Raw genomic sequence first — 21,806 nt, 5'->3', positions numbered from 1 at the left:
TATGGACGAGTTGACAGTGCCTGTCCATACCACATGCATAAGTCCTGCGGCCGGATAGGCTTCCGTTGTTTCCCCGGTTTGCTATGCTAGCGGCTTCGCCTGGCGGCGCCGTGCCGCCCGGCCACCCATGCAATCAAGGAGCAGAACGATGGTCTCGCTGCAGGAGCAGTTGCTGAAAGCCGGCCTGGTGGACAAGAAGAAGGTCCAGAAGGTCAACCAGGACAAGAGCAAGCAGAAAAAGATCGAGCGCCGTACCGGCACCGAGTCGGTCAACGAAGCGCGTGAGGCGGCGCTGGAAATGCAGCGCAAGAATGCCGAACGGGCGCGCGAGCTGAATGCCCAGCGCGACGCCGAGGCCGCGCAGAAGGCGGTGAAGGCGCAGATCGCCCAGCTGGTGGAGCAGAACCGCCAGCCGCGCGCCAGGAACGGCAAGGGCGAGATCGCCTACAACTTCACGCACGGCAGCAAGATCGAGCGCATCTACGTCTCCGAACAGGTGCAGCAGCACCTGGTGGCGGGCCGGCTGGTGATCGTGTTCCTGAAGGGGAACTACGAGCTGGTGCCGAAGGTGATCGGCGAGAAGATCGCCGAGCGCGACCCGGGCAGCGTCATCCAGGTCAAGCAGGCTGCTACCCCCGTGGAGGAGGACGATCCCTACGCGGACTTCAAGATCCCGGACGACTTTACCTGGTAAGCACCCGTGAATCGCTATTGAACAGCTATATTTGATGATTTTGAGTTAAACTAGCAATGTCTCGCAATTGTAGCGGGATACTCATCAGATCACTGTTCAACGGCGGGTCATATGAACGACAGAATGCATCAAGAGCGGGGCGAGGGCCGCGAAGTCACCTATCGCAGCGGGGTCGCGGCACGCCTGGCGGGCTTGCCCGTGGAGACGCTGCGCGTCTGGGAGCGGCGCTATGCGCTGTCGGACACCCAGCGTTCGGCGCATGGCCAGCGCCTCTACACGGCCGAGCAGGTAAGGCGCCTCGGCCTGCTGAAGCAGCTGGTCGACCTGGGACACCCGATCGGCGTCCTGACCGGGCTGCCGGTCGAGCGGCTGGAAGAGATGATCGCCCCGAACGCGGCGCGTGCGGCCGAAGTCAGCGGGCCGATGCGCACGCTGGTGGTCGGCGAGAGCCTGGTGCGCCGCATCGCCGCCAGCGGCCGCGACGGACGCGCGCTGCAGGTGCAGCGCCACTGCGCCAGGCTCGACCAGGTGCCCTCGCTGGGAGACGGCATGGCGCTGGACGTGCTGCTGATCGAAGCCTCGGAACTCGACGAAGCCTCGGTGGCGCAGGTGGCGGCGGCGCGCGACATCACCCGTCCGCAAGCGACCGTGGTGCTGTACCGCTTCTGCGGCAGCGCCACCATCCGCGCACTGCGCGCCCAGGGCTGCCTGGTGGCGCGCGTGCCGGCCGAGATCGGCGAGCTGGTGCTGCTGTGCCGTTCCGCGCTGGCGGGGCAGGGCCTGCCGGCGTCCGAACCCGCGGGCGAACCGGTGGCGCCGCGCCGCTTCGACGACCAGGCGCTGGCGGCCATCCCGGCGGCCGGCAACCGCCTGTCCTGCGAATGCCCGCGCCACCTGTCGGACATCCTGATGATGGTCGGCAGCTTCGAGCGCTACAGCGCGCAATGCGCCGCCCGCAACCAGGAAGACGCACGCCTGCACCGCGAACTCGAGCTGGCCTCGGGCCGCGCCCGCATGGTGCTGGAAACGGCGATGGAAAGGCTGGCGCTGGCGGAAGGCTTGCCCATGCCGGGCAAGCCCTGAATCTGCCGCAAAAGCTTTTGGCGCAGTAAGGTGCGCAGCGGTGGCGGCGATCCGTGTTCCAATACGCATCGCGGGTCATGCCCGTCCTGGTGCGGTACATTGCCGGGACGTGGCTGGCCCTTCCGTTCAAAGGAGCCCAGCATGGCAGACGCGTTCAAAGCCGGCGACAAGGTGCAATGGCAATCGTCGCAAGGGACGGTACACGGCACCGTCAAGAAGAAACTGACATCCCCCACCGAGATCAAGGGCCACCACGTGGCCGCCTCGCGCGAGCACCCCGAATACCTGGTCGTCAGCGACAAGACCGGCGCCGAGGCGGCGCACAAGGCGGACGCGCTCAAGAAGGCTTGACGCCCGGGCGGCGCTTCCGGCAGGAGTGGATCGGGCGGCTATAATCGTCCTTTTCCTGTCCTGTTCGATGACGATCGATTGGTTCTCTCCGGCGCAGTGCGTCGGCTACGCTGCGTTCGCCCTCGGCGTCGCTTCCTTCCTGCAGAGGAACGACCGCCGCTTCAAGATCTTCATGGCGGCCGAGTGCCTCGCCTACATCGTCCATTTCGCGCTGCTCGGCAGGCCGACGGCGGTCGCCAGTTCGACCATGTCGCTGTTGCGCTCGGTGCTCTCGCTGTACACGCGCTCGATCTGGGTGGCCCTGTTCGTCGTCGCCGCCAACCTGGCCCTGGGCCTGGCGCTGGCCACGCGCCCCAGCGACTGGCTGCCGCTGGGGGCCTCCTGCATCGGCACCCTGGCCCTGTTCCTGCTGGAAGGCGTGCGCATGCGCCTGGCGATGCTGTGCGGGACCGTGCTGTGGATCGTGAACAACGTGATCGCCGGTTCGGTCGGCGGCACGGCGCTGGAAGTGGTGATCGCCGCGGTGAACATCATGACGATCCGGCGCATGTTGCGCGAGGCGCAGGCAGCGCCGGACGCCTGAACGATGGCGCCGCCGTTCAGTGCGGCGGCGAGCTGCTTGCGCCGGCGCTGCCCGCCCGGCCACTCATGGGAAGCTGTTCGGGCGGCGTGCCGTCCTTGAACAACTGGCGCAGTTGCTGGCGCAGCTCGGGCGTATCGCTGTGGTGGTGCACCGACACCGCGTGTTGCACCGCGGCCTGCAACAGCTCGTCCTCGCTGTCGGCCGAGATGGCGACCGAACAATGCATGTCGCTCGGGAACTCCCGGCAATCGATGAATTTGCGTGTCATGATCGACTCCTGTCGTGAGAATGAGCGCGTTCAGGCGGCAGCGCTCGCGGCCGGACGGATGTTCTGGTTGGCGCGGAACACATTGTCGGGATCGTATTTCTGCTTGATCTCGGCCAGCCGCTGGTAGTTGGCGCCGTAGGCATCGGGCGTGCGCTCGCTCTCGTCCTGCGGCATGAAATTGACGTAGACGCCCCCGCTTGCGTAGGGCGCGGCATCCCTGAAGAAATCGCGGGCCCAGGCAATGCAGCGCGCGTCGTCGGCGGGATCGTCCCAGCGGGTGTGCACGTTCATCACATACAAGGCGTCGCGGTGCGGATAGGCCATCGCTTGCGGCGGTGGCGCCGACGCCTGCGCGCCCAGCAATCCGAGGAAGATCTCGCACTGCGGCGTGGGCAGCATGCCGGCATAGCGCATGACGACGTCGATGGCCTCATCGCTCAGCCGGGCGAAATTATGCGATTTCCAGTAATTGCGCGCACCCGGCGTCAGCAAGGGGTCGAAGATCTGCTGCCATGCGGTGTAAGGCATGGGGCCGACGTGCATGCCCAGCGGCTCCCCCAGCTTGCCGATGCGCGCGATTGCCGCATCCACCGATGCGCCGCGCGACGGCGAGAACACCGGCAGCACCAGCACGTCCTGGCCGTGCGCCTCGGTCGGCAGGAAGGGCAGCGGGGGCGCCTTGCGCAGCACCGCCCACACCGTCATGTCGGCGGGCATGGCGTCGACGGCATCGCGGTATTGCATCAGGATCGCCCTGGCCTGGGCGGACGGGAACACGATCAGCCCGGCCGTGATCTCCGGCCCCACCGGGTGCAGCCGGAATTCGAAGCGCGTGACCACGCCGAAGTTGCCGCCGCCTCCACGGATGGCCCAGAACAGGTCCGGGTACTCGGTCTCGCTTACGTGCAGGCGCTGGGCGTCGGCCGTGACCATCTCGGCCGACAGCAGGTTGTCGGCCGCCAGGCCCAGCGTGCGGCTGAGCCAGCCGAAGCCCCCTCCCAGCGTCAGCCCGGCCACCCCGGTGGTGGAATTGATTCCCAACGGCGTGGCCAGCCCATAGGACTGGGCTTCGTGGTCGAAATCGCGCAGGCTGGCCCCGCCTTCCACCCAGGCGCGACGCTGCCTGGCGTCGACCTGGACCGAGCGCATGCCGGACAGGTCGATTACCAGTCCGTCCTCGCACAGGGCGCTGCCGGCAATGTTGTGCCCGCCGCCGCGCACCGCAAGGGGAAGCCCGTGCTTGCGCGCGTAGTCCAGCGCGGCGCGTACGTCCGCCGTGCCGGCGCAGCGCACGATGATGGCCGGATGCCGGTCGATCATCGCGTTCCAGACCGTGCGGGCGGCGTCGTAACCCGCGTCGCCCGCTTGCAGGATGTCTCCTCGAATCGCCCCCTTCAGCTCATTGAATTGCCCATTCGTCAGCGTATTCATCGCATCTCCCGGACGCTTGGTTGAAAGCCTTCCATTCATGATAGGAAGGCGGGGCGGGCTGACGCAAGCAGAGCAGGCCAGCTTATGTCCGCGGCCCCAGGATCACCAGCGCAATGCCGCCGATGATGGCGATCGATGCGGACAGCAGCCGCAGCGTGAGCGGCTCGTCCAGGAAGGCGACGCCGCCCAGGGCGGCAATCACGGGAACGCTCAGTTGCACCGCCGCCGCGCTGGTCGACTTCAGGAAGGGCAGCGCCGTGTACCAGATCGCATAGCCGATGTCCGATGTCAGCGCGCCGGACAGGAAGGCATACCCGCTTCCCGCCGGGTCGAACGCGGCCTCGCGCAGCAGCAGCAGGCTCAGCGCCAGCGCCATCGGTACGGCAAGCAGGAAGTTCCCCGCGGTGACCTGGAGGGCGTCGCCCGCGCCCTTGCCGCGCACCGAATAGGTGCCCCAGGCCGCGCCGGCGCCCAGCATGAGCAGGGCGCTTGCCAACGGGGGCGCGGACAGGCCGGGCAGCAGCAGGCCGACCAGGCCGGCGCCGGCGAGCAGCAAGCCGGCCAGCTGCGCCGGGCGCAGGCGCTCGCCCAACCACAGCCCGTAAGCGATCATCGTCGTCTGCACGGCGCCGAACAGGATCAGTGCGCCTGCCGCGGCGGGCAAGTGAAGGTAGGCGAAGGAAAAGCCGGCTGCATAGGCGAACAGGGCCAGCGCGGACAGCAAGCTGCCCTTGCCCGCCCTGGCGCCGCCGCGCAGCCTGACCAGCACCCAGAGCATGAGCGCGCCCGACAGCAGGCGCACGGTCGTGAAACTGGCGGCATCGATATGCGAGCGGGATAGGGCGGCCCGGCACAGCAGGGAGTTGCCCGCGAATGCGGCCAGTGCCAGTACCGTCAGGACGACGACGCGCGCATGCGACATGGAGAAGCTCCTGCTGTGGAGTGGTTATACTGGACGAAGCCAGCTTAGCGCGCAAGGCATGTGCTGCGCCGACGCTGGCCCAGCTGGATTGTCCAGTGGTAAGCTATTCATGTTGTCACTTCCCACCTGAAGGAATCCTATGAAACCGCTGTTCTCCTCCGACGAAGAAGCGAACGCAGCACCCACCGCGCCTGCACCCACGCTGGCACCGCTGCTGGATCCTGCACCCATGCCGGACGCGCTGCCGGCATTGCGTCCGGAGGTGAATGCGGCCCCCATCGTCCGGGTCGATGTCTCCGGCATCGACGACAAGGCCATCGAGGCCCTGGGCGGCTCCACCGGCGCTGGCGTGGCCAAGGTCTCGGCCAAGCTGCTCGGCACCGTGCGTGCATCGGATGCCGATGTGTTCGGCACGCAGCTGAACGAACTGATCGCCACCTCCAAGGGCCTGGACCCGGCCAAGCTTCGGTCCGGCGGCCTGGTGTCGCGCCTGACGAACATGTTCGGTTCGGTCAAGGAAAAGATGCTGTCGCAGTACCAAGTGGTCGAATCGCGCATGGACACCCTGGTCACGGAGATGACGCGGCATGCCAACGTGCACCGGGCGCGGATCCAGGATTTCGACGAGATGTACAAGGGCCTGGAACAGTACTACCAGGGCCTGGATGCCGACGTGAAGAAGGGCGAGGAATGGGCTTCGCGCCTGCGCCAGGCGGTCGCGCAGCAGGCCGCGCCGGCCAATGCCTTCGAGGCGCAGCAGGCCACCGAGCTCAAGCGTCGTCTGGAGCGCCTCGAAAAGCGCATCGACGACCTGAAGCGCGCCATGCTGATGGCCACGCAGATGGTGCCGCAGATCCGCCTGTCGCAAGACAATGCACGCGCCCTGACGGACACCTTCACGGACATCGTCAACGTCTCGATTCCGGCCTGGCGCAACGTGTTCTCGCTCTACCTGCTGCAACTGGAGGCCAAGCAGAGCGCCGCGGTCGCCAACGCCGCCTACGACGCCACCGACGCGGCCTTCCGCGCCCAGGCCGACATGCTGCTGGAAAATACCGAGACCGTGGCCCGCGCCAAGCAGCGCTCTCTGGTCAGCCTGGAAACCGCCCAGCACGTGCAGACGCAGCTGGTGACCGCTTTCGACAAGCTCGAGCAGATCTCGAACGAAGGCCAGCAGCGCCGCCAGGCCGAGCTGCCGAAACTGCAGGAGCTGGAGCGCGAGCTGATTGCGCGCTTTTCGCCCACCGGCGCTTGAATCCCATGTTCACCCCATAAGGAAAAGGAAAGTCCATGTCGACGACGCTCCACACTGGCCACCGCATCAACCTCGAAAAAACCGCGCCGGGCCTGAAGCGCGTGCGTATCGGCCTCGGATGGAAGGTCAACGCGGTCGAGGGGCAGCCATTCGACCTCGACGCGTCGGTATTCCTGTGCAGGCGGGATGCGAGCGACCATCCGGTCATGATCAGTAACGCCCACTTCGTGTACTACAACCACGCCACCTCTCCGGACGGCGCCGTCGTGCACTCGGGCGACAACCGGACCGGCGACAAGGATGGCGACGACGAAGTCATCACCGTCGACCTGGCCAAGGTCGAGACGGAAGTGGTGGAGATGCCGATCGTCGTGACCATCCACGATGCCGAAATACGCAAGCAGACCTTCGGCATGGTCACCGACGCCTACGTCAAGGTGTACAACGACGAGACCGGCGAGACGATCGCGGAATACGACCTCGACGAAGACTATGCGGACAAGACCGCGCTGCAGTTCGGCTCGCTGTACCGCAAGGATGGCGAATGGCGCTTCCAGGCCGTCGGCGCCGGCTTCAAGCTGAACCTGGCGACCTTCATCCGCAAGCTCGGCGGCACCGTCTGAGGAGCACGCGCTCCTGCTCGATGCCGGGTAGCCGATGACACAGCAAACGCCCAAGGCATTCGACTTCGGCGCGGAGCCCGAGCTTCCCGCCGAGCCGGCCGGCGCTGCGCCCGTGCCGCAGGCCTTCGATTTCGGCGATGCCGGGCAGCCTGCTGCCGCGCCGCCGGCCGGCAACAACCCACCCAGGGCGCTGTCCTTCGACGATCTTCCCGCGGCGCCGGCCTCCGCCGTGCCCCCGAAAGCCGCGGCCAGGGTGTTGTTCGAGAGCGAGGATCATCCGGCGGTGCGCGATGCGCTGGCGATCGCGCACGCCGATTATCCGGCCTTGTCCGAACACGCCGGCCAGCGCCTGGCCGCGCTGTTTCGCCGCATCCTGCCGCTGAAGCTGCCGGTGGTCACGGAGTGGGCGGAAGGGCCATTGATGGAGCAGGCCGCGCTGCTCCAGCCCATCACCGAGCTGGTATTGAGATTCACCCAGATGGCGGTGCCCGCGCAGCTCGAGGCCGCACTGGAGAGCACCCGGGCGCCGGCAGGCGTGTTCGACAAGCTGTTCCGCCGTCCGAAGTCGCCCGCCCAGTACAAGATGGAGCTGGCTTCGAGCCGTGCGCAGCTGCTGCAGCTCATCGCCGACAGCGACGCCGCCGTGCGCGGGCTGGAGGAGTCGGCGCGCAAGCTGGGCCTGTATGCGGCGGTGCTCGCCGTCGTGTCGAAGCTCGCGGGTGGCGCGACGGACGCGAGCCTGTCGGACGCGCTGGTGCAGCGCCGCACCCTGATCCAGCAGGCGGTGCGCCAGGCCGAGCTGTCGATCCTGCAGATGGGACAGGTGCGCCAGCAGGCCGCCGAGCTGGTCGGCCAGGTGTCGTCTTTCCTGACGGTGACCTTGCCGGCGCTGGAGATGGCGCAGGCGCAGGGCGGCGCCGGGAAAAATAGTAGCTAGCAAGCAACACTAGGGTGGTCCGAGTCATGGCGCGTGCTAGCATTGGCAGGCCACTCGTCCATCGTTCGCGGTCCTGACGGCCGCCCGCCGACATGCCCCGACTCGCCGTCTTATTGCTGTTGAGCTTGTTTTTCCTGTCGTCCGTGCCGGGGCGCGCCGCCACGTATGTTTATCTACGTCCGGAGTGGGGGGATACCGGGCGTGATCCCTACGGTGTCGCCTTGCTGAAACTGGCATTTGCCAAGGCGGGTGTCTGCCATACGCTGGTGTACAGCGAGCAGCCCATGAAGCAGGCGCGTGCATTGGCGGAACTTGCACGCGATTCCGGCAAGCTCGATATCATGATTACGATGACCGCACCGGACCGCAAAGCCTCCCTGCTGGAAGTCCCGGTGCCGTTGACCAAGGGCATGCTCGGCTGGCGCATCGCGCTGGTGCGCAAGGACCGCCTGCATCAGTTCGCCGACGTACACTCGGCCGAGCAACTGAAGCGATTCGTCGCGGGGCAGGGCCACGACTGGCCGGATACCGCGATCCTGCGCGCCAGCGGTTTGCCGGTGGAAACCTCTTCGACCTATCCAGGCATGTTCAAGATGCTCGACGCCGGGCGCATCGATTATTTTCCGCGCGCGGTGCAACAGGTCTTCGACGAGCACGAGGCCTATCCGGCCCTGGCGGTCGAACCGCATATCGTCCTGCGTTATCCGACCGACGCCTACTTTTTCGTCAACCCGCGCAAGCGTGGCCTGGCGGACGAGGTGCGGCGCGGGCTGGAAACGGCACAGGCCGACGGTTCCTTCGATCGTTTGTTCTACAGCTATTTCGCAGCGCAGATCGCCGCTGCCGACCTGGAGCGGCGGCGGGTCATCGACCTGCCCAATCCCATGCACGCCAGCGCGCTGGCGCCGGCGCGCGGCAGCCAGTGGTTCTCGCTCGCGGAGTTGCGCAAGCCCGCCTTCCTCGCCGCGGCCCGCGGACGGGCGCGGCCGCCGGCGCTTGCCGATGCCTGCCCGGCGCTGCACCGGCCCTTGCGATAACGCCGCCAGTCGTGTGGCTGGTCGCGGCCAAGCGGCGCTATCATCACCGATAAATACTGATGAGCTTTCGGAGGGACCGGTGAAACCGTCCAAGTCCTATATTGCCCCGCTCGCCCTGGCGCTGGCCTGCTGCGCCGTGCTGCCGGTGCGGGCGCAGCAGAGCGCCGCCCTCGACTATGGCGAGGCGTGGCGCCGGTTGCAGGCGCGTTCGGGCGCGGTGCGCGGCGCCGAGCTCGACCATCAAGCCAGGCAATTGCAGACCGAGGCGCTGCGCCGCATCGACGGACCGGACCTGCGCCTGAACGGATTCGCCGGACGGCTCTCGACCTCGCTGAATATCGATACCGGCCGCCTGGCGCAATCCCTGGAGCCGGCCCTGCAACCGGTGCTCGAGGTGCTGCCGCCGCTGCCCGGGCTGGTCTTGCCGGAACTGCCCGCCAGCCTGGAGACCGAGCGCACCTTCACGGTCCGCTCGCTCGGCCTGGCCTCGGTCTGGCCCCTGTACACCGGCGGACGCCTGGACGCGCTCAAGGAGGTGGCCGCCGGCCGCGCCGCCGAGGCCGCCGCTGGCGTGCAGACGGCGCAGGACGAGGCGGCGCTGCTGCTGGCGCAGCGCTACTTCGGCGTCCAGCTGGCGCGCCATGCGGTCCGCCTGCGCCGCGCGGCGCTGGCGGTGGCGCACGAACACCAGGATATGGCGCGCAAGCTCGAGCGGACCGGCTTGATCGCACGTGTCGAACGCCTGAAGGCCGACGTCGCCGTCGACAAGGCCGCGCGCGAGGCGGCCAAGGCCGCCAGCGACGCCGAGGTCGCCGAGCTGGCCCTGCGCCGCCTGCTGGGCGAGGAGCAGGCGGTCGAGCCCGCAACGCCGCTGTTCGTGCACGCGCAGCCCGTCGGTTCGCTGGCCTCGTTCGTGGAGGCCGCCATGCACGCGAATGCCGCCTGGAAGCAGATCGACAGCAAGCGTGCCCAGGCGGCCGCCAATCTCAAGCTGCAGGGCAAGGCCTTCAGCCCGACCCTGGTTGGCATCGCCAACTACAACCTGAACCGCGGCGGGGCGGCGCGCGCCAACTGGCTGGTGGGGGTGGCCCTGAGCATGCCGCTGGTGGACCGGGTCGATCGTGCGCGCCTGACGGCCGCCGCCCGGCTCGAACAGCAGCGCGTCGAAGCGGCCGCGGAACAGGCCGGACGCGACATCCCGACCCTGGCCGAAACCCAGTGGCGCGCCATGGAAGATGCGCGCCAGCACTACCTGGCCATGGCCTCGACGATCGAGCTGGCGCGCGAAAGCCTGAGGCTGGCGCAGGTGTCGTTCCGCAACGGCCAGGCGACCACGGCCGACGTCGACGACGCTTCCCTGAACCTGACCAAGGCCGGGATCGAGCGGACCCAGGCGGCCCACGATTATGTGCTCGCGCTGGCGCGCCTGCTCGCCACCGCCGGCCGGCCCGAACGGCTGGCCGAGCATGCGCGCTCCGCACCCCACCAGCTCGATCCCGCGAAGGAGTCCACCCGATGAGCGAGGCAAGCCGCAAGAAACGTGTGCCGGCCATACTGTCCGGCGTGCTGGTCCTGGCCCTGCTGGCCTGGGGCCTGGTACGCGCATTCCAGCCGGTGCCCGAAGCGCTGCAAGGGCAGATTGAAGCGCAAGAAGTGAACGTGTCGTCCAAGGTGCCCGGGCGCGTCGGCCGGGTGCACGTGCAGCTGGGACAGGCGGTGAGCCGTGGCCAGCTGCTGTTCGAGCTGGACAGTCCCGAAGTTCGCGCCAAGCTCGATCAGGCGCAGGCGGCGCGCGACGCCGCCGCCGCCGTGGCGCGCAAGGCGCAGGCGGGCGCACGGCCCGAGGAGGTCGTCGCCGCGCGCGCCAACTGGGAGCGCGCCGAGGCCGGTGCGCGGCTGGCCGAGCTGACCGACAGGCGGGTGGCGGCCATGGTGGCCGAAGGCGTGCTGGCGCGCCAGAAAGGCGACGACGCCCGCGCCCAGGCGCGCTCGGCGCGCGAGCTGGCGACCGCCGCGCGCGCCCAGTACGAGCTGGCGCGCCAGGGCGCGCGGCCTGAGGACAAGCAGGCGGCGCAGGCCCAGGCGCGCCAGGTGGACGGGGTGGTGGCGGAAGCCGATGCGGCACTGGCCGAGACGCGCATTCTGGCGCCGGCCGCCGGCGAGGTGAGCAAGCTGGCGATCCAGGCCGGCGAACTGGCGCCGCAGGGCTTTCCGGTGGTGACCCTGGTCAACCTCGACGACGTCTGGGCCGTACTGGCGGTGCGCGAGGACATGTTCAAGCCCTTCGCCAAGGGAAGCCTGCACCGCGGTTATGTACCGGCGCTGAAGGCGGGCGCCGATTTCAAGGTCGAGACCGTATCTGCCTTGCCGGCCTTCGCCACCTGGCGCGCCGCGCGCCCCGGCGGCGCCGACCTGCGCACCTTCGAGCTGCGGCTGCGGCCCACGGCGCCGCTGCCGGGCCTGCGCCCCGGGATGACGGTGGTGTTCGAGCGCTGAGCCGCCCATGCCCGCTCCCGCCGCTCCCGCCGCTTCCGCCTGGTCGGCCTCGCTCGCGCGCGAGTGGGCGCGCCTGCGCGCCGACCGCTGGGACCTGGCGATGCTGGGCTGGATTCCCTTGGCCTTGTACTTCCTGACCTGGTGGATTTTTTCCGCCGGCATCGCCCGCGACTTGCCGCTGGCGGTGCGCGACCTCGACCAGTCCGCGCAGTCGCGCAGCCTGGTGCGCATGCTGGACCAGTCGCCGGGGCTGCGGCCGCTGCCGGTTGCCAGCGATGCCGAGGCACTGGCGGCGCTGCGCGCCGGCGAGGTGTTCGGCATCGTCTCGATCCCGGCGCGGATGGGAGAGCGCCTGCTGCGCGGCGAAGCACTCGGCCTGCAATGGGCCTACAACGCCCAGTACCCATCCCATACCGGCGCGATGACGCGCGACGTGCGCGCCGTGGTGGCGACCATGTCCGCCGGCGCCGAACTGCAGGGGCGCGCCAGGCGCGGCGCCGGCCCGGTGCAGGCCGCCCAGCAGGTCGAGCCGGTCGCCACCCGCGCGGTGGCGCTGTTCAACGAGAACGGCAGCATGGTCCCGGCGCTGGCGCTGCCGGCCGTGTGGAGCCTGCTGCACATCTGCGCCACCCTGGCCGCGCTGACCGCGATCGGGCGCGAACTGCGCGCCGCCAGCGTGCCCGACTGGCTGGCCACGGCCCAGGGGCGGCCGTCGGTGGCCTTGCTGTCCAAGCTGGCGATCCCGGCAGTGGTCTTCCTGCTGCACGCGGTCCTGGTGGTCGCCGGTTTCGGCGCGCTGCTGGGCTGGCCGGTGCTGGGCAGCATCCCAGCGATGACGCTCGGCACCGTCCTGTTCGTCGCGGCCTGCCTGGCCCTGGGCACCTGCATCGTCGCCTTCTCCGGCTCGCTGCGCTCGGCGCTGTCGGCCTGCGCCTTCGTCACCGCGCCGGCCTTCGCTTTTTCCGGCCAGGGCTTTCCGACCCTGGCGATGCCGGCCGCGGCGCGCCTGTGGGCCGAAGCGCTGCCGCTGACCCATTTCCTAGGTTTGGTGAACAACACTTGGCTGGCGGGCGCGCCGCTGCGCTTCAGCGCCGGCGCGCTGGCGGCGCTGGCCGGCTTCAGTGCCGTGCTGGGTGCGGCCGGCTACCTGCGGCTGGCCGCGCGCATGCGCCAGCCCGACAGCTGGGGCAAGACATGAGCGGCCTGGCGTCCGCGTACCAGGCCTGGCGCCTCACCTGGCGCGCGATCCTGGGCGACAAGGCGGCGCTGCTGCTGCTGTTCATCTCGGGCATCGTGTATTCCTTCTTCTATCCCTGGCCCTACAGCGGCGAAACGGTGCGTCGGGTGCCAGTGGCGGTGGTCGACCAGGATGGCTCGGCCCTGTCGCGCCAGCTGATCCGTTGGACCGGGGCCCATCCGGGCTTGAGCGTGGCCGGCGTCACCACCCGCCCCGAGCAGGCCCAGGAATGGATCTGGCGCGGCGACGCCGCGGGCGTGATGATCATTCCCGCCGATTTCAGCGGCAAGCTGCTGGCCGGCAGGCAGCCGGAGGTCGAGGTGGGCGGCAGCGGCGCCTATCCGCTGCTGAACAAGGTGGCCCTCAACGGCCTGGCCGAAGTGGTGGGTACGCTGTCGGCCGGCATCGAGCTCAAGCGCCTGGGCGCGGGCACGCCGTCGGCGCAGCAGGCGGCCGCGCAGCGCCAGCCCTTGTCGGTCGAGCCCCTGCCGATGTTCAATGTCAGCGAAGGCTATGCCTCGTACATCGTCCCGGGCGTGGTGGTGCTGCTGATGCAGCAGACCTTCCTGCTCGGGATCGGCCTGTTGTTCGGCAGCTGGGCCAGCGCCAGGGCCTTCCCCTATGCGGCGGGCACCGCCGCCTATGCCGGCGCGCTCGCCGCGTTTGCCAGCGTCGTGCTGCTCAATGCCGCGTACTATTTCGGCTTCGTGTTCTGGTGGCAGGACTATCCGCGCGGCGGCAACCCGTTGGCCACCCTGGTGCTGAGCCTGCTGTACAGCGTCTGCGTGGCCGCGCTCGGGATCTTCATGGGCCTGTTCTTCCGTACCCGCGAGCGCAGCGTCCAGCTGCTGGTGGCCAGCTCGATGCCGGTGCTGTTCCTGGCGGGCCTGGCCTGGCCCGCCAGCGCCTTGCCGTGGCCGCTGCAAGGGCTGCGCTGGCTGCTGCCCTCGACCGCCGCGATCCAGGGTTTCATCGCGGCCAACCAGATGGGCGCTTCGCTGGCCGAACTGCGCCGTGAAGTGCTGGCCCTGGCGGGCCTGGCGCTGCTGTTCATCGTGCTGGGCCTGCGCAGCTGGCGCCGGCGCGGGCAGGGGATGACCTAGGCTACCAGGGTAATACGCTGCCGTCCCAGGACCGGAAGCTGCCACTGTCGGCAGGCGTGAGCGCATCGAGCACGCGCAGCAGATCGGCGGCGGCGTCCTGCGCCGGGCGTCCGATGCTGTCGCCGCGGAAGGGCCGCGACAGGTTTGAAGCGACCGTTCCCGGGTGCAGCGCTACCAGCACCGCGTCCTTGTGGCTGCGCGCCACTTCGATGGCGGCGGTCCTGACCAGCATGTTGAGGGCGGCCTTTGACGCCCGGTAGCTGTACCAGCCGCCAAGCCGGTTGTCGCCGATGCTGCCCACCTTCGCCGACAGCATGGCCACGATGGCGCGTTCCTTCGCCAGCAGCGGGACAAAGTGGCGCATCAGCAGGGCGGGCCCGAAGGCGTTGGCCTGGAAGGTCGCCAGCAGCTGCGCATAATGCAGGTCGGCCAGGCGTTTTTCTGGCATGAAGTCGGCGCCGTGAAGGAGTCCAGCCGCATTGATGATCAGGTGGTAGCGCGGCCCGTCCGCCAGCACGCGCGCCGCCTGCGCGATGCTGTCCTCGTCGGCGAAATCGAGGGGCGGCGTCGAGTGGCGGTGCAGGGCGCGCACCGAGGCGCAGCGCGGGGTAGCGCCGAGCAAATCGACAAAGGCGGCCCCGATCGCCCCGGAAGCGCCTACCACCAGGGCATGGAAGCCGTCGGGAAGGCTGTTCATCGCCATGCGCTCAATCGAGCGCCAGCCAGATCTCGTTGCGCCGCATGAACCAGGGCGTCATCGGGCCGTCGTAGCGGGACAGCACCGGCTCGCCCTGCCAGGCAATCCCGGCCTCCCGCATGGCTTCCTGGAGCCTGGCCAGGTGCTGGTCATAGTTCGACTGGGACCAGAAGCCGGAATAGCGGATCACCGCGATCCGCTTGGGCGGCATGTCGCGCAACCTGATGCGCGAATCGAGGGGTTCGGGCGCGTTCGCCGCGCTGACGCCCGCCGGCAGGACGAGCTGGACCAGGAAGCCGTCCTGGCTGGCACTTTGCGTCACCGGCGCCGTCATCTCCAGCTTGACGGGCGTGGCAGACTGGGTCACCGGCGCGGTCATGGCCAGCTTGCGCTCGCCCTTGTTCTTGCCGAAGATATAGCCGGCCAGGATGGGAAAGGCGCGGTCGCCGGCGTCGCTCCCGGGACCCGGCACCACCACCTCGGCGACGGCATAGCCGGCATATTGCCGGATCTCGGAAGCAGGGAAACGCTGCACTATCGTGTAGGAGGGTTCTTCGACCGCGTGGCTGGTCGCCGGCCATATTGCCAGCGCGAGCAGGGCCACCGAGCCGATCAGCCATGCCGCCTGCCCGGGCAGGGCACGGCGGCGGACGTGTGAAACGCGTTTCATGGAAGGCCTCCAGCGCCTGGTGATCGATTGACTACCCAGCTTCATCTTCCGGCGAAACCAGAGGGGTGACAAGCCCGTTCCGGGACCAGGGTAAGCCTGGAGCGGGTCTTGTACGGGTCAAGGTGGGCGCAAAGGCAGAGGTGGAACTCAGATCACGCCCTGGGCCAGCATGGCGTCGGCCACTTTGACGAACCCGGCAATGTTCGCCCCATCCACATAGCTGATGCTGCCGTCGGCGCGTTTGCCGTATTTCAGGCACGACGCATGGATGCCCTGCATGATTTGCAGCAGGCGGCCGTCGACTTCCTCGCTCGGCCAGGACAGGCGCGCCGCATTCTGGCTCATTTCCAGTCCGGAGGTCGCGACACCGCCGGCGTTGCTGGCCTTGCCCGGCGCGTACAGCACGCCGGCCGCTTCAAATGCTTTTGCGGCCTCGATGGTCGAGGGCATGTTCGCCCCTTCGGCCACGCACAGGACGCCATTGCGGATCAGGACGGCGGCGTCGTCGGCATCCAGCTCGTTCTGGGTAGCGCAGGGCAGCGCCACGTCGACCGGCACATGCCAGGGGCGCACACCGGCTTCGAAGCGGGTGCCGGTGCGCTGGGCGTAATCGCCGACGCGGCCGTACAGGTGGTTTTTCACCTCCATCAGCACGGCCAGCTTTTCGGTGGTAAAGCCATCCATGTCGATGACCGTGCCGCTCGAGTCGGACACGGTGACGACCCTGGCGCCCAGGGACATTGCCTTTTCCACCGCGTACTGCGCCACGTTGCCCGAGCCGGACACGCTCACGCGCAAGCCCTCGAAGGAACGGCCGCGCGTCTTGAGCATCTCCTCGGCAAAGTACACGGTCCCGTAGCCGGTGGCTTCGGGGCGCATCAGCGAACCGCCGAAGCTCAGGCCCTTGCCGGTAAACACGCAGTCGGCGCGATTGCTCAGCTTTTTCATCATGCCGGCCATGTAGCCGACTTCGCGCCCGCCGACGCCGATGTCGCCGGCCGGAACGTCCGTGTCGGCGCCGACATGGCGGAACAGCTCGCTCACGAAGGCCTGGCAGAAGCGCATGACTTCGCCCGGACTCTTGCCCTTGGGGTCGAAGTCGGAACCGCCCTTGCCGCCGCCCATGGGCAGGGTGGTCAAGGCGTTCTTGAAGGTCTGCTCAAAAGCGAGGAACTTCAGTACCGACAGGTTGACGGAAGGGTGGAAACGCAGGCCCCCTTTGTACGGGCCGATCGCCATGCTGTGCTGGATCCGGTAGCCGCGGTTCACCTGCACCTGTCCATGGTCGTCCACCCACGAGACCCGGAACATCACCACACGATCAGGCTCGACCAGGCGGTCGAGCAGGCCTTGCTCGGCATATCGGGGATGCTGTTCGATGAAGGGCCACAGGCTCTCCATGACTTCGGTGACGGCCTGCAGGAATTCAGGCTGGCCGGGATTGCGGTCGGCAACGTGCTGCAAAAATTGGTGTACGGACAGGTATTTCATGTGGTTTCCAAGATCGAGAATGTCTGAGTCCAGGCAGCTCCATCGACGACCAGCGTCGACGTGATGCACGGGAGCGGCGAGCGCGACGAAGCTCCGGCGCATTGCCGGTGGCGCGTCGTAGTGCGGCAGGCGTCACCTCGTGGGATCCGCCTCGCCGTATGGAGGGGTGGGTTGGCTACCCGAAGACAGAAACACCGATTTCATGGATCGGTGTCTCGATGTTGTTGTCGGCGCATGCGATGGATGCTCGCGCGCCAGGGGACTATGGTAGCAGAAGCGGCTGCGCGGAGCGATGGGGGCAAGGGCAAGGTCGAGCGCCGGGCAGGAACCTGCCTGAACAGCCCCGACGCCAGAGAGTATTGTTAAAATTCGCTTTGGCTTCTTAACGTCCCTCTGCAGGAGTACACAAATCCTACGTCTTTTGATCAATGCGGCAATACGTACGCCCAAGCTAACGCTCGCCATTGCCTTGCTGCTGCTGGCAGCCCTGGCCGGTACGATGACCTATACCGGTTTCCTGGTGGTCGGGGTGCTGGCCGCTCATCTCGACACGAGCCGGTTCCTGGCGGGACTTCTGCTTGCGGCCCTGTTTGCACGATTCCCCTGGATCAGCAAGGGCAAGCTGCGCATCGTCGGCCTCTTGCCCAAACCTGTGCGCCGGCCAATCCTCGCCGGCATTCTCGCACTGTGCTTGCTGAACTTCGTGTGGCTGGGCGACAGCGTGTCCGCGATATTCACGGGCTTTACCCTGGCGTTTCTTCTCGGCTATCCCTGGTTGAGGCGAGTGATGTTCGATCGGATCGTCGCGTCCGTCTCCAGGTTCACCGGCCGACAGCCGGTCAACAAGACCGATGACATGGTGATCGAGGGTGAATTCAGGGAAAAGAAAGATTGAAGGTCTGAAACAAAAACGCCACCCGAAGGTGGCGCTTATTGCAGTACGTGCAGTACGGCTAGACAGCACTACAGCGCCATGTCAGACACTTTTTTCACTTTCCCAGGTTGAACGATGGCAGCCGCGCCTGGAACGAAGTTCTCCAGGCTTGGCGGCGCGATCGCCAGCTGCAGTGTTTCAGTAGTGCTTGCCCAGGTGTCCGCCAGCAGCTGCACATTTTCATTCAGCTTTTTCCCATAGGACGGGACGATGTCGCGAATTTTTTCCTGCCAGGCGGCGGTCTTCATTTGATCCGGGAAAACTTTCTCCAGCAGCGACAGCATGATCGCCGGCGATGTAGAGCCACCTGGTGACGCTCCCAGCAACGCAGACACCGAGCGGTCTTCGGAAACCACCACTTCCGTACCAAGCTTCAGTACGCCGCCCTTGCCGGGCACGTTCTTGATGATCTGCACACGCTGGCCAGCTTGCCATAGACGCCAGTCGTCGTCCTTTGCCTCGGGCATGTAGTGGCGCAGCGCCGCCATTTTTTCTTCCTTGGACAGCTGCAACTGCTGCGCGAGATATTTTACAAGTGCAAACTCATGGGCGCCGACTTGAAGTTGCGGAATGATATTGGAGGGCGTGGTCGCCTTCACGATATCGGAATACGCCCCATTCTTGAGCAATCTGGTGGACCAGGTGGCGAATGGCCCGAACAGCAGTACGGTTTTACCGTCCAGCACGCGGGTATCCAGATGCGGTACCGACATCGGTGGCGAACCCGTATCCGCCAGGCCGTACACTTTGGCCAGATGGCGCGAGGCAATTGCCGGATTCTCGGTGACGAGGAATTCGCCGCCGACCGGGAAGCCAGCATACTGCTTCGCTTCAGCAATGCCTGTTAACTGCAGCAGCGGCAATGCTGCACCGCCTGCACCGATAAAGACGTGGCGCGCATCGACCGTCTGGACCTTGGAACTGTCCTTGACGTCGAACGCCGACACGCGCCAGGATCCATCCTCGTTGCGCGTGATCGAGCGGACCTCGTACCCGGTCGAGATCTTGCTGCCCACAGTCTGGCCGAGATGCTTGTAGAACTGGCGGGTAATCGCGCCCAGGTTGACGTCGGTGCCGAGCGGCGAACGGGTGGCGGTCACCATGTCGTCCGGTTTGCGGCCTTCCATCATGAGCGGAATCCACTCGGTAATCTTGGCCGGATCGGTCGTCAATTCCATGCCGGCGAACAGCGGCGATGCCTTCAAGGCCGCAACGCGCTTGTGCATGAAGTCCCGGTTCTCCTTGCCAAAGACCAGGTTCATGTGAGGCGTCGAGTTGATGAATTCGCGCGGATTGCCCAGCACGCCCTTGCGCACCTGATGCGACCAGAATTGGCGTGAGATCTGGAAGTTCTCGTTGATCTCGATCGCCTTGGTAATCTGCACTTGCCCTTTATCGTCCATCGGGGTGTAGTTCAATTCGCAGAGTGCCGAGTGACCCGTGCCCGCGTTGTTCCAGCCATTGGAACTTTCCTCGGCAACTTTGTCCAAACGTTCGAACACTTCGAAGGTCCATGTTGGCTCCAGTTCGGACAGATAGACACCAAGCGTCGCGCTCATGATGCCACCGCCGATCAGCAGCACGTCAACCGTGCGATCTGCCTTGGCGGCACGGAACTGCCCCCCGAATGCGAGCGAGTAGCCGCCGGCCAGGGCTGCGGCGCCGACAGCAGTTCCCATGAACTTGCGCCGGGAGAAGCGCTTGCTGCTGGCAGGCGCTGCTGGATTCTTGCTGGTTTCTTGACTCATTGCGATGAGTCCTCCTGAGAAAGTGAATGCGACAGGCAGCCGTCGATCAAGGACGGTGCGCAGACGCGAGCTGACGTATTCGGGTTGACTTTTCTATCAATGGCGAAGTGGTGCTTGTATTCCCTGTTCCTGGAAACTACTGTTTCGCATTGAGCAGAATTCTTTCCAGCGCATGCTTGAAGGCCAGCGCTTCCTGTTCACTGAACCCATTGAGCAACTGCGCGTAGACCTTGTGGAGCGCCGCGTTGATCTGCGGGCAGAGCGCGACGCCTTTATCGGTCAGGGCAACATTGACCTGGCGACGGTCTTCCAAGTCGCGCACCCTGCGGACGATCCCCTTGGCTTCCAGGCGGTCCAGTAGACGCGACATTGGGCCAGGCTCGATTCTGGCCAGCTGACAAAACTCGTTGACGGTGCGGGCGCCATGGCGCATCGCACTGATGACCACAACAAACTGCGACGCGGTCAGGTCCAGCGGCAGCATTTCCTTATCGAGCGCTGCAAACAAGGCGTTGCGAGCTTGGCTGATCAGGTAGCCAAGCTGTTCATTGTTGGATTCTTCAAATGCAGCCATGGTCTGAAAACGGTTGAACTATATTTGCCTAGGCAAATATGGTCTATTGTGGATTCTCCGTAGGCAATAGTTAACGACCCTGGAGGCCGAAAAACGGGTAGTCAAGCGGAGATGCATGCCTGAACTTGGGAAGTTCGACACGACAGCACGGGGAGCAGGCGTCGAGAGCCGCTGTCTGGGGAGGGAGGAGATCGACACCGGTGAAGAACGATCCCGGAAACCAAAACGCCCACTTGCATGAGTGGGCGTTTCGTGAAGCAAATTCTTGGTGGCCCGGGGCGGAATCGAACCACCGACACAAGGATTTTCAATCCTCTGCTCTACCAACTGAGCTACCAGGCCAAGGGCTCGCATTCTAGCACATGGCTTGGCGCGGCGGTAGTGCCTGATTGAAATCAGGCTCATTCGCCCTGTTTGGTCGGCACCAGCCGGTTCATGTCCAGCCCCTGGGCGCGCAGCCGGCCCAGCAGGGCGTCGTAGGCGGCCGGGTCGACCTTCGGCGTGCGCGACAGGATCCACAGGTATTCGCGTTTCGGTTCGCTGACCGCGGCCAGCTGGTAGTCGGGGTCGAGGTCGATCACCCAGTAGTCGCCCCACACCATCGGCAGCCAGGACACGATGGCCGGCGCGAAGCGCACTTCCAGCTTCGGCGAAGTGGCCTCGCCTACCTGGCGCGCCACGGCCTTGGCGTCGTCGGTACTGCCGTCGGCGCGCCGGCAGCGGTTGAGCACGTCCACGCGGCCGTCTTCGCGCAGGCTGTAGGTGGCGGTGGTGAAACCGACGCACTTCTTCTGGAAGTCGTTTGGAAACTTCGCGATCTCGTACCAGGTGCCCATGTAGCGCTTGACGTCGAGCGCGGGAATCGTGGCCAGCGGTTTGGCGCCATCGGCCGCCTGCCCCGCGGCCTGGGCAGGGGATACGGACAAGATCAGCAGGGACAGGATCGGAGCAAGCAGGGAGGTTTTCATCAGCGTTCCCGTGAATGGTCGAGCTCCGATGGTAGCCGAAGGAGGCGCAGCCCCGCCGTACGCCAACGCACGGAACCGGCTAAGCGCGCGCGGCGGCGCGCTCGGCGTGGCGGCGTTCGAGTTCCAGCCGCGCGGCCTTGCGCCCCTTGGCTTCCTCGAAGCGGCGGTGTTCGTCGTCGTTAGCGGGCTGCAAGGGCGGCACCGCCACCGGCTTGCGGTCGTCGCCCACCGCCACCATCGTGAAGAAGCAGCTGTTCACGTGGCGCACCACCTTCGAACGGATGTCCTCGGCGATCACCTTGATCCCGATCTCCATCGAGCTGCGGCCGGCATAGTTCACCGAGGCCAGGAAGGTCACCAGCTCACCGACGTGGATCGGCTGGCGGAAGGTGACCTGGTCCACGCTCATCGTGACCACGTAGCGGCCGGCATAGCGGCTGGCGCAGGCATAGGCCACCTGGTCGAGCAGCTTGAGGATGGTGCCGCCGTGGACGTTACCGGAGAAGTTGGCCGTGTCAGGGGTCATCAGGACCGTCATCGACAGCTGGTGGGAAGGCAGGTTCATGCAGGACTCGACAGAAGTAAGGATGGCGCTATGGTGCGCCAGAATCGCCGGGCCGGCAATGCCGGCCGGCGGGGTTCAGAACTCTTCCCACTCCTCTTCGGCGGCCTTGCGCTCTGCACCCGGGGGCGGGGCAGGGCGC

At 66.6% G+C, this 21,806-nt stretch carries 23 protein-coding genes and 1 tRNA gene; 13 read left to right on the top strand and 11 right to left on the bottom strand.

Annotation, left to right across the window (positions count from 1 at the left end; all coding sequences use genetic code 11):
• Window positions 1-148: 148 nt before the first annotated feature.
• The 4 genes from FG94_RS06080 (at window position 149) to FG94_RS06065 (ending at window position 2,711) form a co-directional block, all read left to right on the top strand.
• Window positions 149-694 (top strand): DUF2058 domain-containing protein, encoded by a 546-nt coding sequence (locus tag FG94_RS06080; protein ID WP_036208500.1) that lies wholly within the window; start codon window positions 149-151, stop codon window positions 692-694.
• Between the two features lie 123 nt (window positions 695-817).
• A complete protein-coding gene (locus tag FG94_RS06075; RefSeq protein ID WP_229445873.1) occupies window positions 818-1,777 on the top strand; it encodes a MerR family transcriptional regulator in 960 nt (319 codons plus the stop codon).
• Between the two features lie 141 nt (window positions 1,778-1,918).
• On the top strand, window positions 1,919-2,128 hold the full coding sequence (locus FG94_RS06070) for a DUF2945 domain-containing protein (protein ID WP_027865603.1): 210 nt from the start codon (window positions 1,919-1,921) through the stop codon (window positions 2,126-2,128).
• A 67-nt stretch (window positions 2,129-2,195) separates the two neighbouring features.
• Window positions 2,196-2,711 carry a YgjV family protein gene (locus tag FG94_RS06065; protein WP_036208496.1) on the top strand — a complete coding sequence of 172 codons (516 nt, stop codon included), beginning with the start codon at window positions 2,196-2,198 and terminating at the stop codon, window positions 2,709-2,711.
• A gap of 16 nt (window positions 2,712-2,727) precedes the next feature.
• Here the strand turns inward: FG94_RS06065 and FG94_RS06060 are convergent, their stop codons facing one another.
• The 3 genes from FG94_RS06060 to FG94_RS06050 all read right to left on the bottom strand — a co-directional run bounded on the left by FG94_RS06060 (window position 2,728) and on the right by FG94_RS06050 (window position 5,332).
• A complete protein-coding gene (locus FG94_RS06060) occupies window positions 2,728-2,979 on the bottom strand; it encodes a DUF1059 domain-containing protein (RefSeq protein WP_036208494.1) in 252 nt (83 codons plus the stop codon).
• Window positions 2,980-3,009: 30 nt separating this feature from the next.
• The gene (locus FG94_RS06055; protein ID WP_036208492.1) at window positions 3,010-4,410 is read right to left on the bottom strand and encodes an FAD-binding oxidoreductase; all 1,401 of its coding nucleotides are present in this window, start codon (window positions 4,408-4,410) and stop codon (window positions 3,010-3,012) included.
• Window positions 4,411-4,492: 82 nt separating this feature from the next.
• Complete coding sequence (locus FG94_RS06050; protein ID WP_036208490.1) at window positions 4,493-5,332, bottom strand: DMT family transporter; 840 nt, start codon at window positions 5,330-5,332, stop codon at window positions 4,493-4,495.
• A gap of 139 nt (window positions 5,333-5,471) precedes the next feature.
• Here FG94_RS06050 and FG94_RS06045 point away from each other — a divergent pair, with 139 nt between their 5' ends.
• From FG94_RS06045 to FG94_RS06010, 8 genes are all read left to right on the top strand, one after another.
• A complete protein-coding gene (locus FG94_RS06045; protein ID WP_036208487.1) occupies window positions 5,472-6,587 on the top strand; it encodes a toxic anion resistance protein in 1,116 nt (371 codons plus the stop codon).
• Between the two features lie 35 nt (window positions 6,588-6,622).
• Complete coding sequence (locus FG94_RS06040) at window positions 6,623-7,210, top strand: TerD family protein (RefSeq protein WP_036208483.1); 588 nt, start codon at window positions 6,623-6,625, stop codon at window positions 7,208-7,210.
• Between the two features lie 34 nt (window positions 7,211-7,244).
• The gene (locus FG94_RS06035; protein ID WP_036208480.1) at window positions 7,245-8,147 is read left to right on the top strand and encodes a hypothetical protein; all 903 of its coding nucleotides are present in this window, start codon (window positions 7,245-7,247) and stop codon (window positions 8,145-8,147) included.
• A gap of 92 nt (window positions 8,148-8,239) precedes the next feature.
• Window positions 8,240-9,184: an ABC transporter substrate-binding protein gene (locus FG94_RS06030; RefSeq protein WP_081925838.1), complete on the top strand. Its 945-nt coding sequence runs from the start codon at window positions 8,240-8,242 to the stop codon at window positions 9,182-9,184.
• A gap of 79 nt (window positions 9,185-9,263) precedes the next feature.
• Window positions 9,264-10,703: a TolC family protein gene (locus FG94_RS06025; RefSeq protein WP_051996273.1), complete on the top strand. Its 1,440-nt coding sequence runs from the start codon at window positions 9,264-9,266 to the stop codon at window positions 10,701-10,703.
• Window positions 10,700-11,680, top strand: a complete 981-nt coding sequence (locus FG94_RS06020; RefSeq protein WP_036208477.1) for an HlyD family secretion protein — start codon at window positions 10,700-10,702, stop codon at window positions 11,678-11,680. Before FG94_RS06025 ends, FG94_RS06020 begins: the two co-directional genes overlap by 4 nt.
• Before the next feature lie 7 nt (window positions 11,681-11,687).
• Window positions 11,688-12,878: an ABC transporter permease gene (locus FG94_RS06015; protein ID WP_036208474.1), complete on the top strand. Its 1,191-nt coding sequence runs from the start codon at window positions 11,688-11,690 to the stop codon at window positions 12,876-12,878.
• Window positions 12,875-14,020, top strand: coding sequence for an ABC transporter permease (locus FG94_RS06010; protein ID WP_036208471.1), 1,146 nt, complete (start codon window positions 12,875-12,877; stop codon window positions 14,018-14,020). The genes FG94_RS06015 and FG94_RS06010 overlap by 4 nt, the downstream gene beginning before the upstream one ends.
• A 1-nt stretch (window position 14,021) precedes the next feature.
• Here FG94_RS06010 and FG94_RS06005 read toward each other — a convergent pair whose 3' ends face one another.
• From FG94_RS06005 to gdhA, 3 genes are all read right to left on the bottom strand, one after another.
• Window positions 14,022-14,717 carry an SDR family NAD(P)-dependent oxidoreductase gene (locus FG94_RS06005; RefSeq protein WP_200879951.1) on the bottom strand — a complete coding sequence of 232 codons (696 nt, stop codon included), beginning with the start codon at window positions 14,715-14,717 and terminating at the stop codon, window positions 14,022-14,024.
• A gap of 10 nt (window positions 14,718-14,727) precedes the next feature.
• Window positions 14,728-15,387, bottom strand: a complete 660-nt coding sequence (locus tag FG94_RS06000) for a heme-binding protein (protein WP_161783945.1) — start codon at window positions 15,385-15,387, stop codon at window positions 14,728-14,730.
• Window positions 15,388-15,534: 147 nt separating this feature from the next.
• On the bottom strand, window positions 15,535-16,878 hold the full coding sequence (gene gdhA / locus FG94_RS05995; RefSeq protein ID WP_036208464.1) for an NADP-specific glutamate dehydrogenase: 1,344 nt from the start codon (window positions 16,876-16,878) through the stop codon (window positions 15,535-15,537).
• A gap of 469 nt (window positions 16,879-17,347) precedes the next feature.
• Here gdhA and FG94_RS05990 point away from each other — a divergent pair, with 469 nt between their 5' ends.
• A complete protein-coding gene (locus FG94_RS05990; RefSeq protein WP_152570866.1) occupies window positions 17,348-17,773 on the top strand; it encodes a hypothetical protein in 426 nt (141 codons plus the stop codon).
• Window positions 17,774-17,841: 68 nt separating this feature from the next.
• Here FG94_RS05990 and mqo read toward each other — a convergent pair whose 3' ends face one another.
• The 5 genes from mqo to FG94_RS05965 form a co-directional block, all read right to left on the bottom strand.
• Window positions 17,842-19,491 carry a malate dehydrogenase (quinone) gene (gene mqo / locus FG94_RS05985; RefSeq protein WP_036209201.1) on the bottom strand — a complete coding sequence of 550 codons (1,650 nt, stop codon included), beginning with the start codon at window positions 19,489-19,491 and terminating at the stop codon, window positions 17,842-17,844.
• Window positions 19,492-19,696: 205 nt separating this feature from the next.
• A complete protein-coding gene (locus FG94_RS05980) occupies window positions 19,697-20,134 on the bottom strand; it encodes a MarR family winged helix-turn-helix transcriptional regulator (protein WP_036208458.1) in 438 nt (145 codons plus the stop codon).
• Window positions 20,135-20,400: 266 nt separating this feature from the next.
• A tRNA-Phe gene (locus FG94_RS05975) sits at window positions 20,401-20,476 on the bottom strand.
• Window positions 20,477-20,535: 59 nt separating this feature from the next.
• On the bottom strand, window positions 20,536-21,102 hold the full coding sequence (locus FG94_RS05970; protein WP_036208455.1) for a lipocalin family protein: 567 nt from the start codon (window positions 21,100-21,102) through the stop codon (window positions 20,536-20,538).
• Window positions 21,103-21,181: 79 nt separating this feature from the next.
• Window positions 21,182-21,667 (bottom strand): acyl-CoA thioesterase, encoded by a 486-nt coding sequence (locus tag FG94_RS05965; protein ID WP_027865591.1) that lies wholly within the window; start codon window positions 21,665-21,667, stop codon window positions 21,182-21,184.
• Window positions 21,668-21,806: the final 139 nt, after the last annotated feature.

Source organism: Massilia sp. LC238, from assembly GCF_000735635.1.
GTDB classification, from domain to species: domain Bacteria; phylum Pseudomonadota; class Gammaproteobacteria; order Burkholderiales; family Burkholderiaceae_D; genus Telluria; species Telluria varians.
This window is presented reverse-complemented; position numbering and strand designations above follow the sequence as displayed.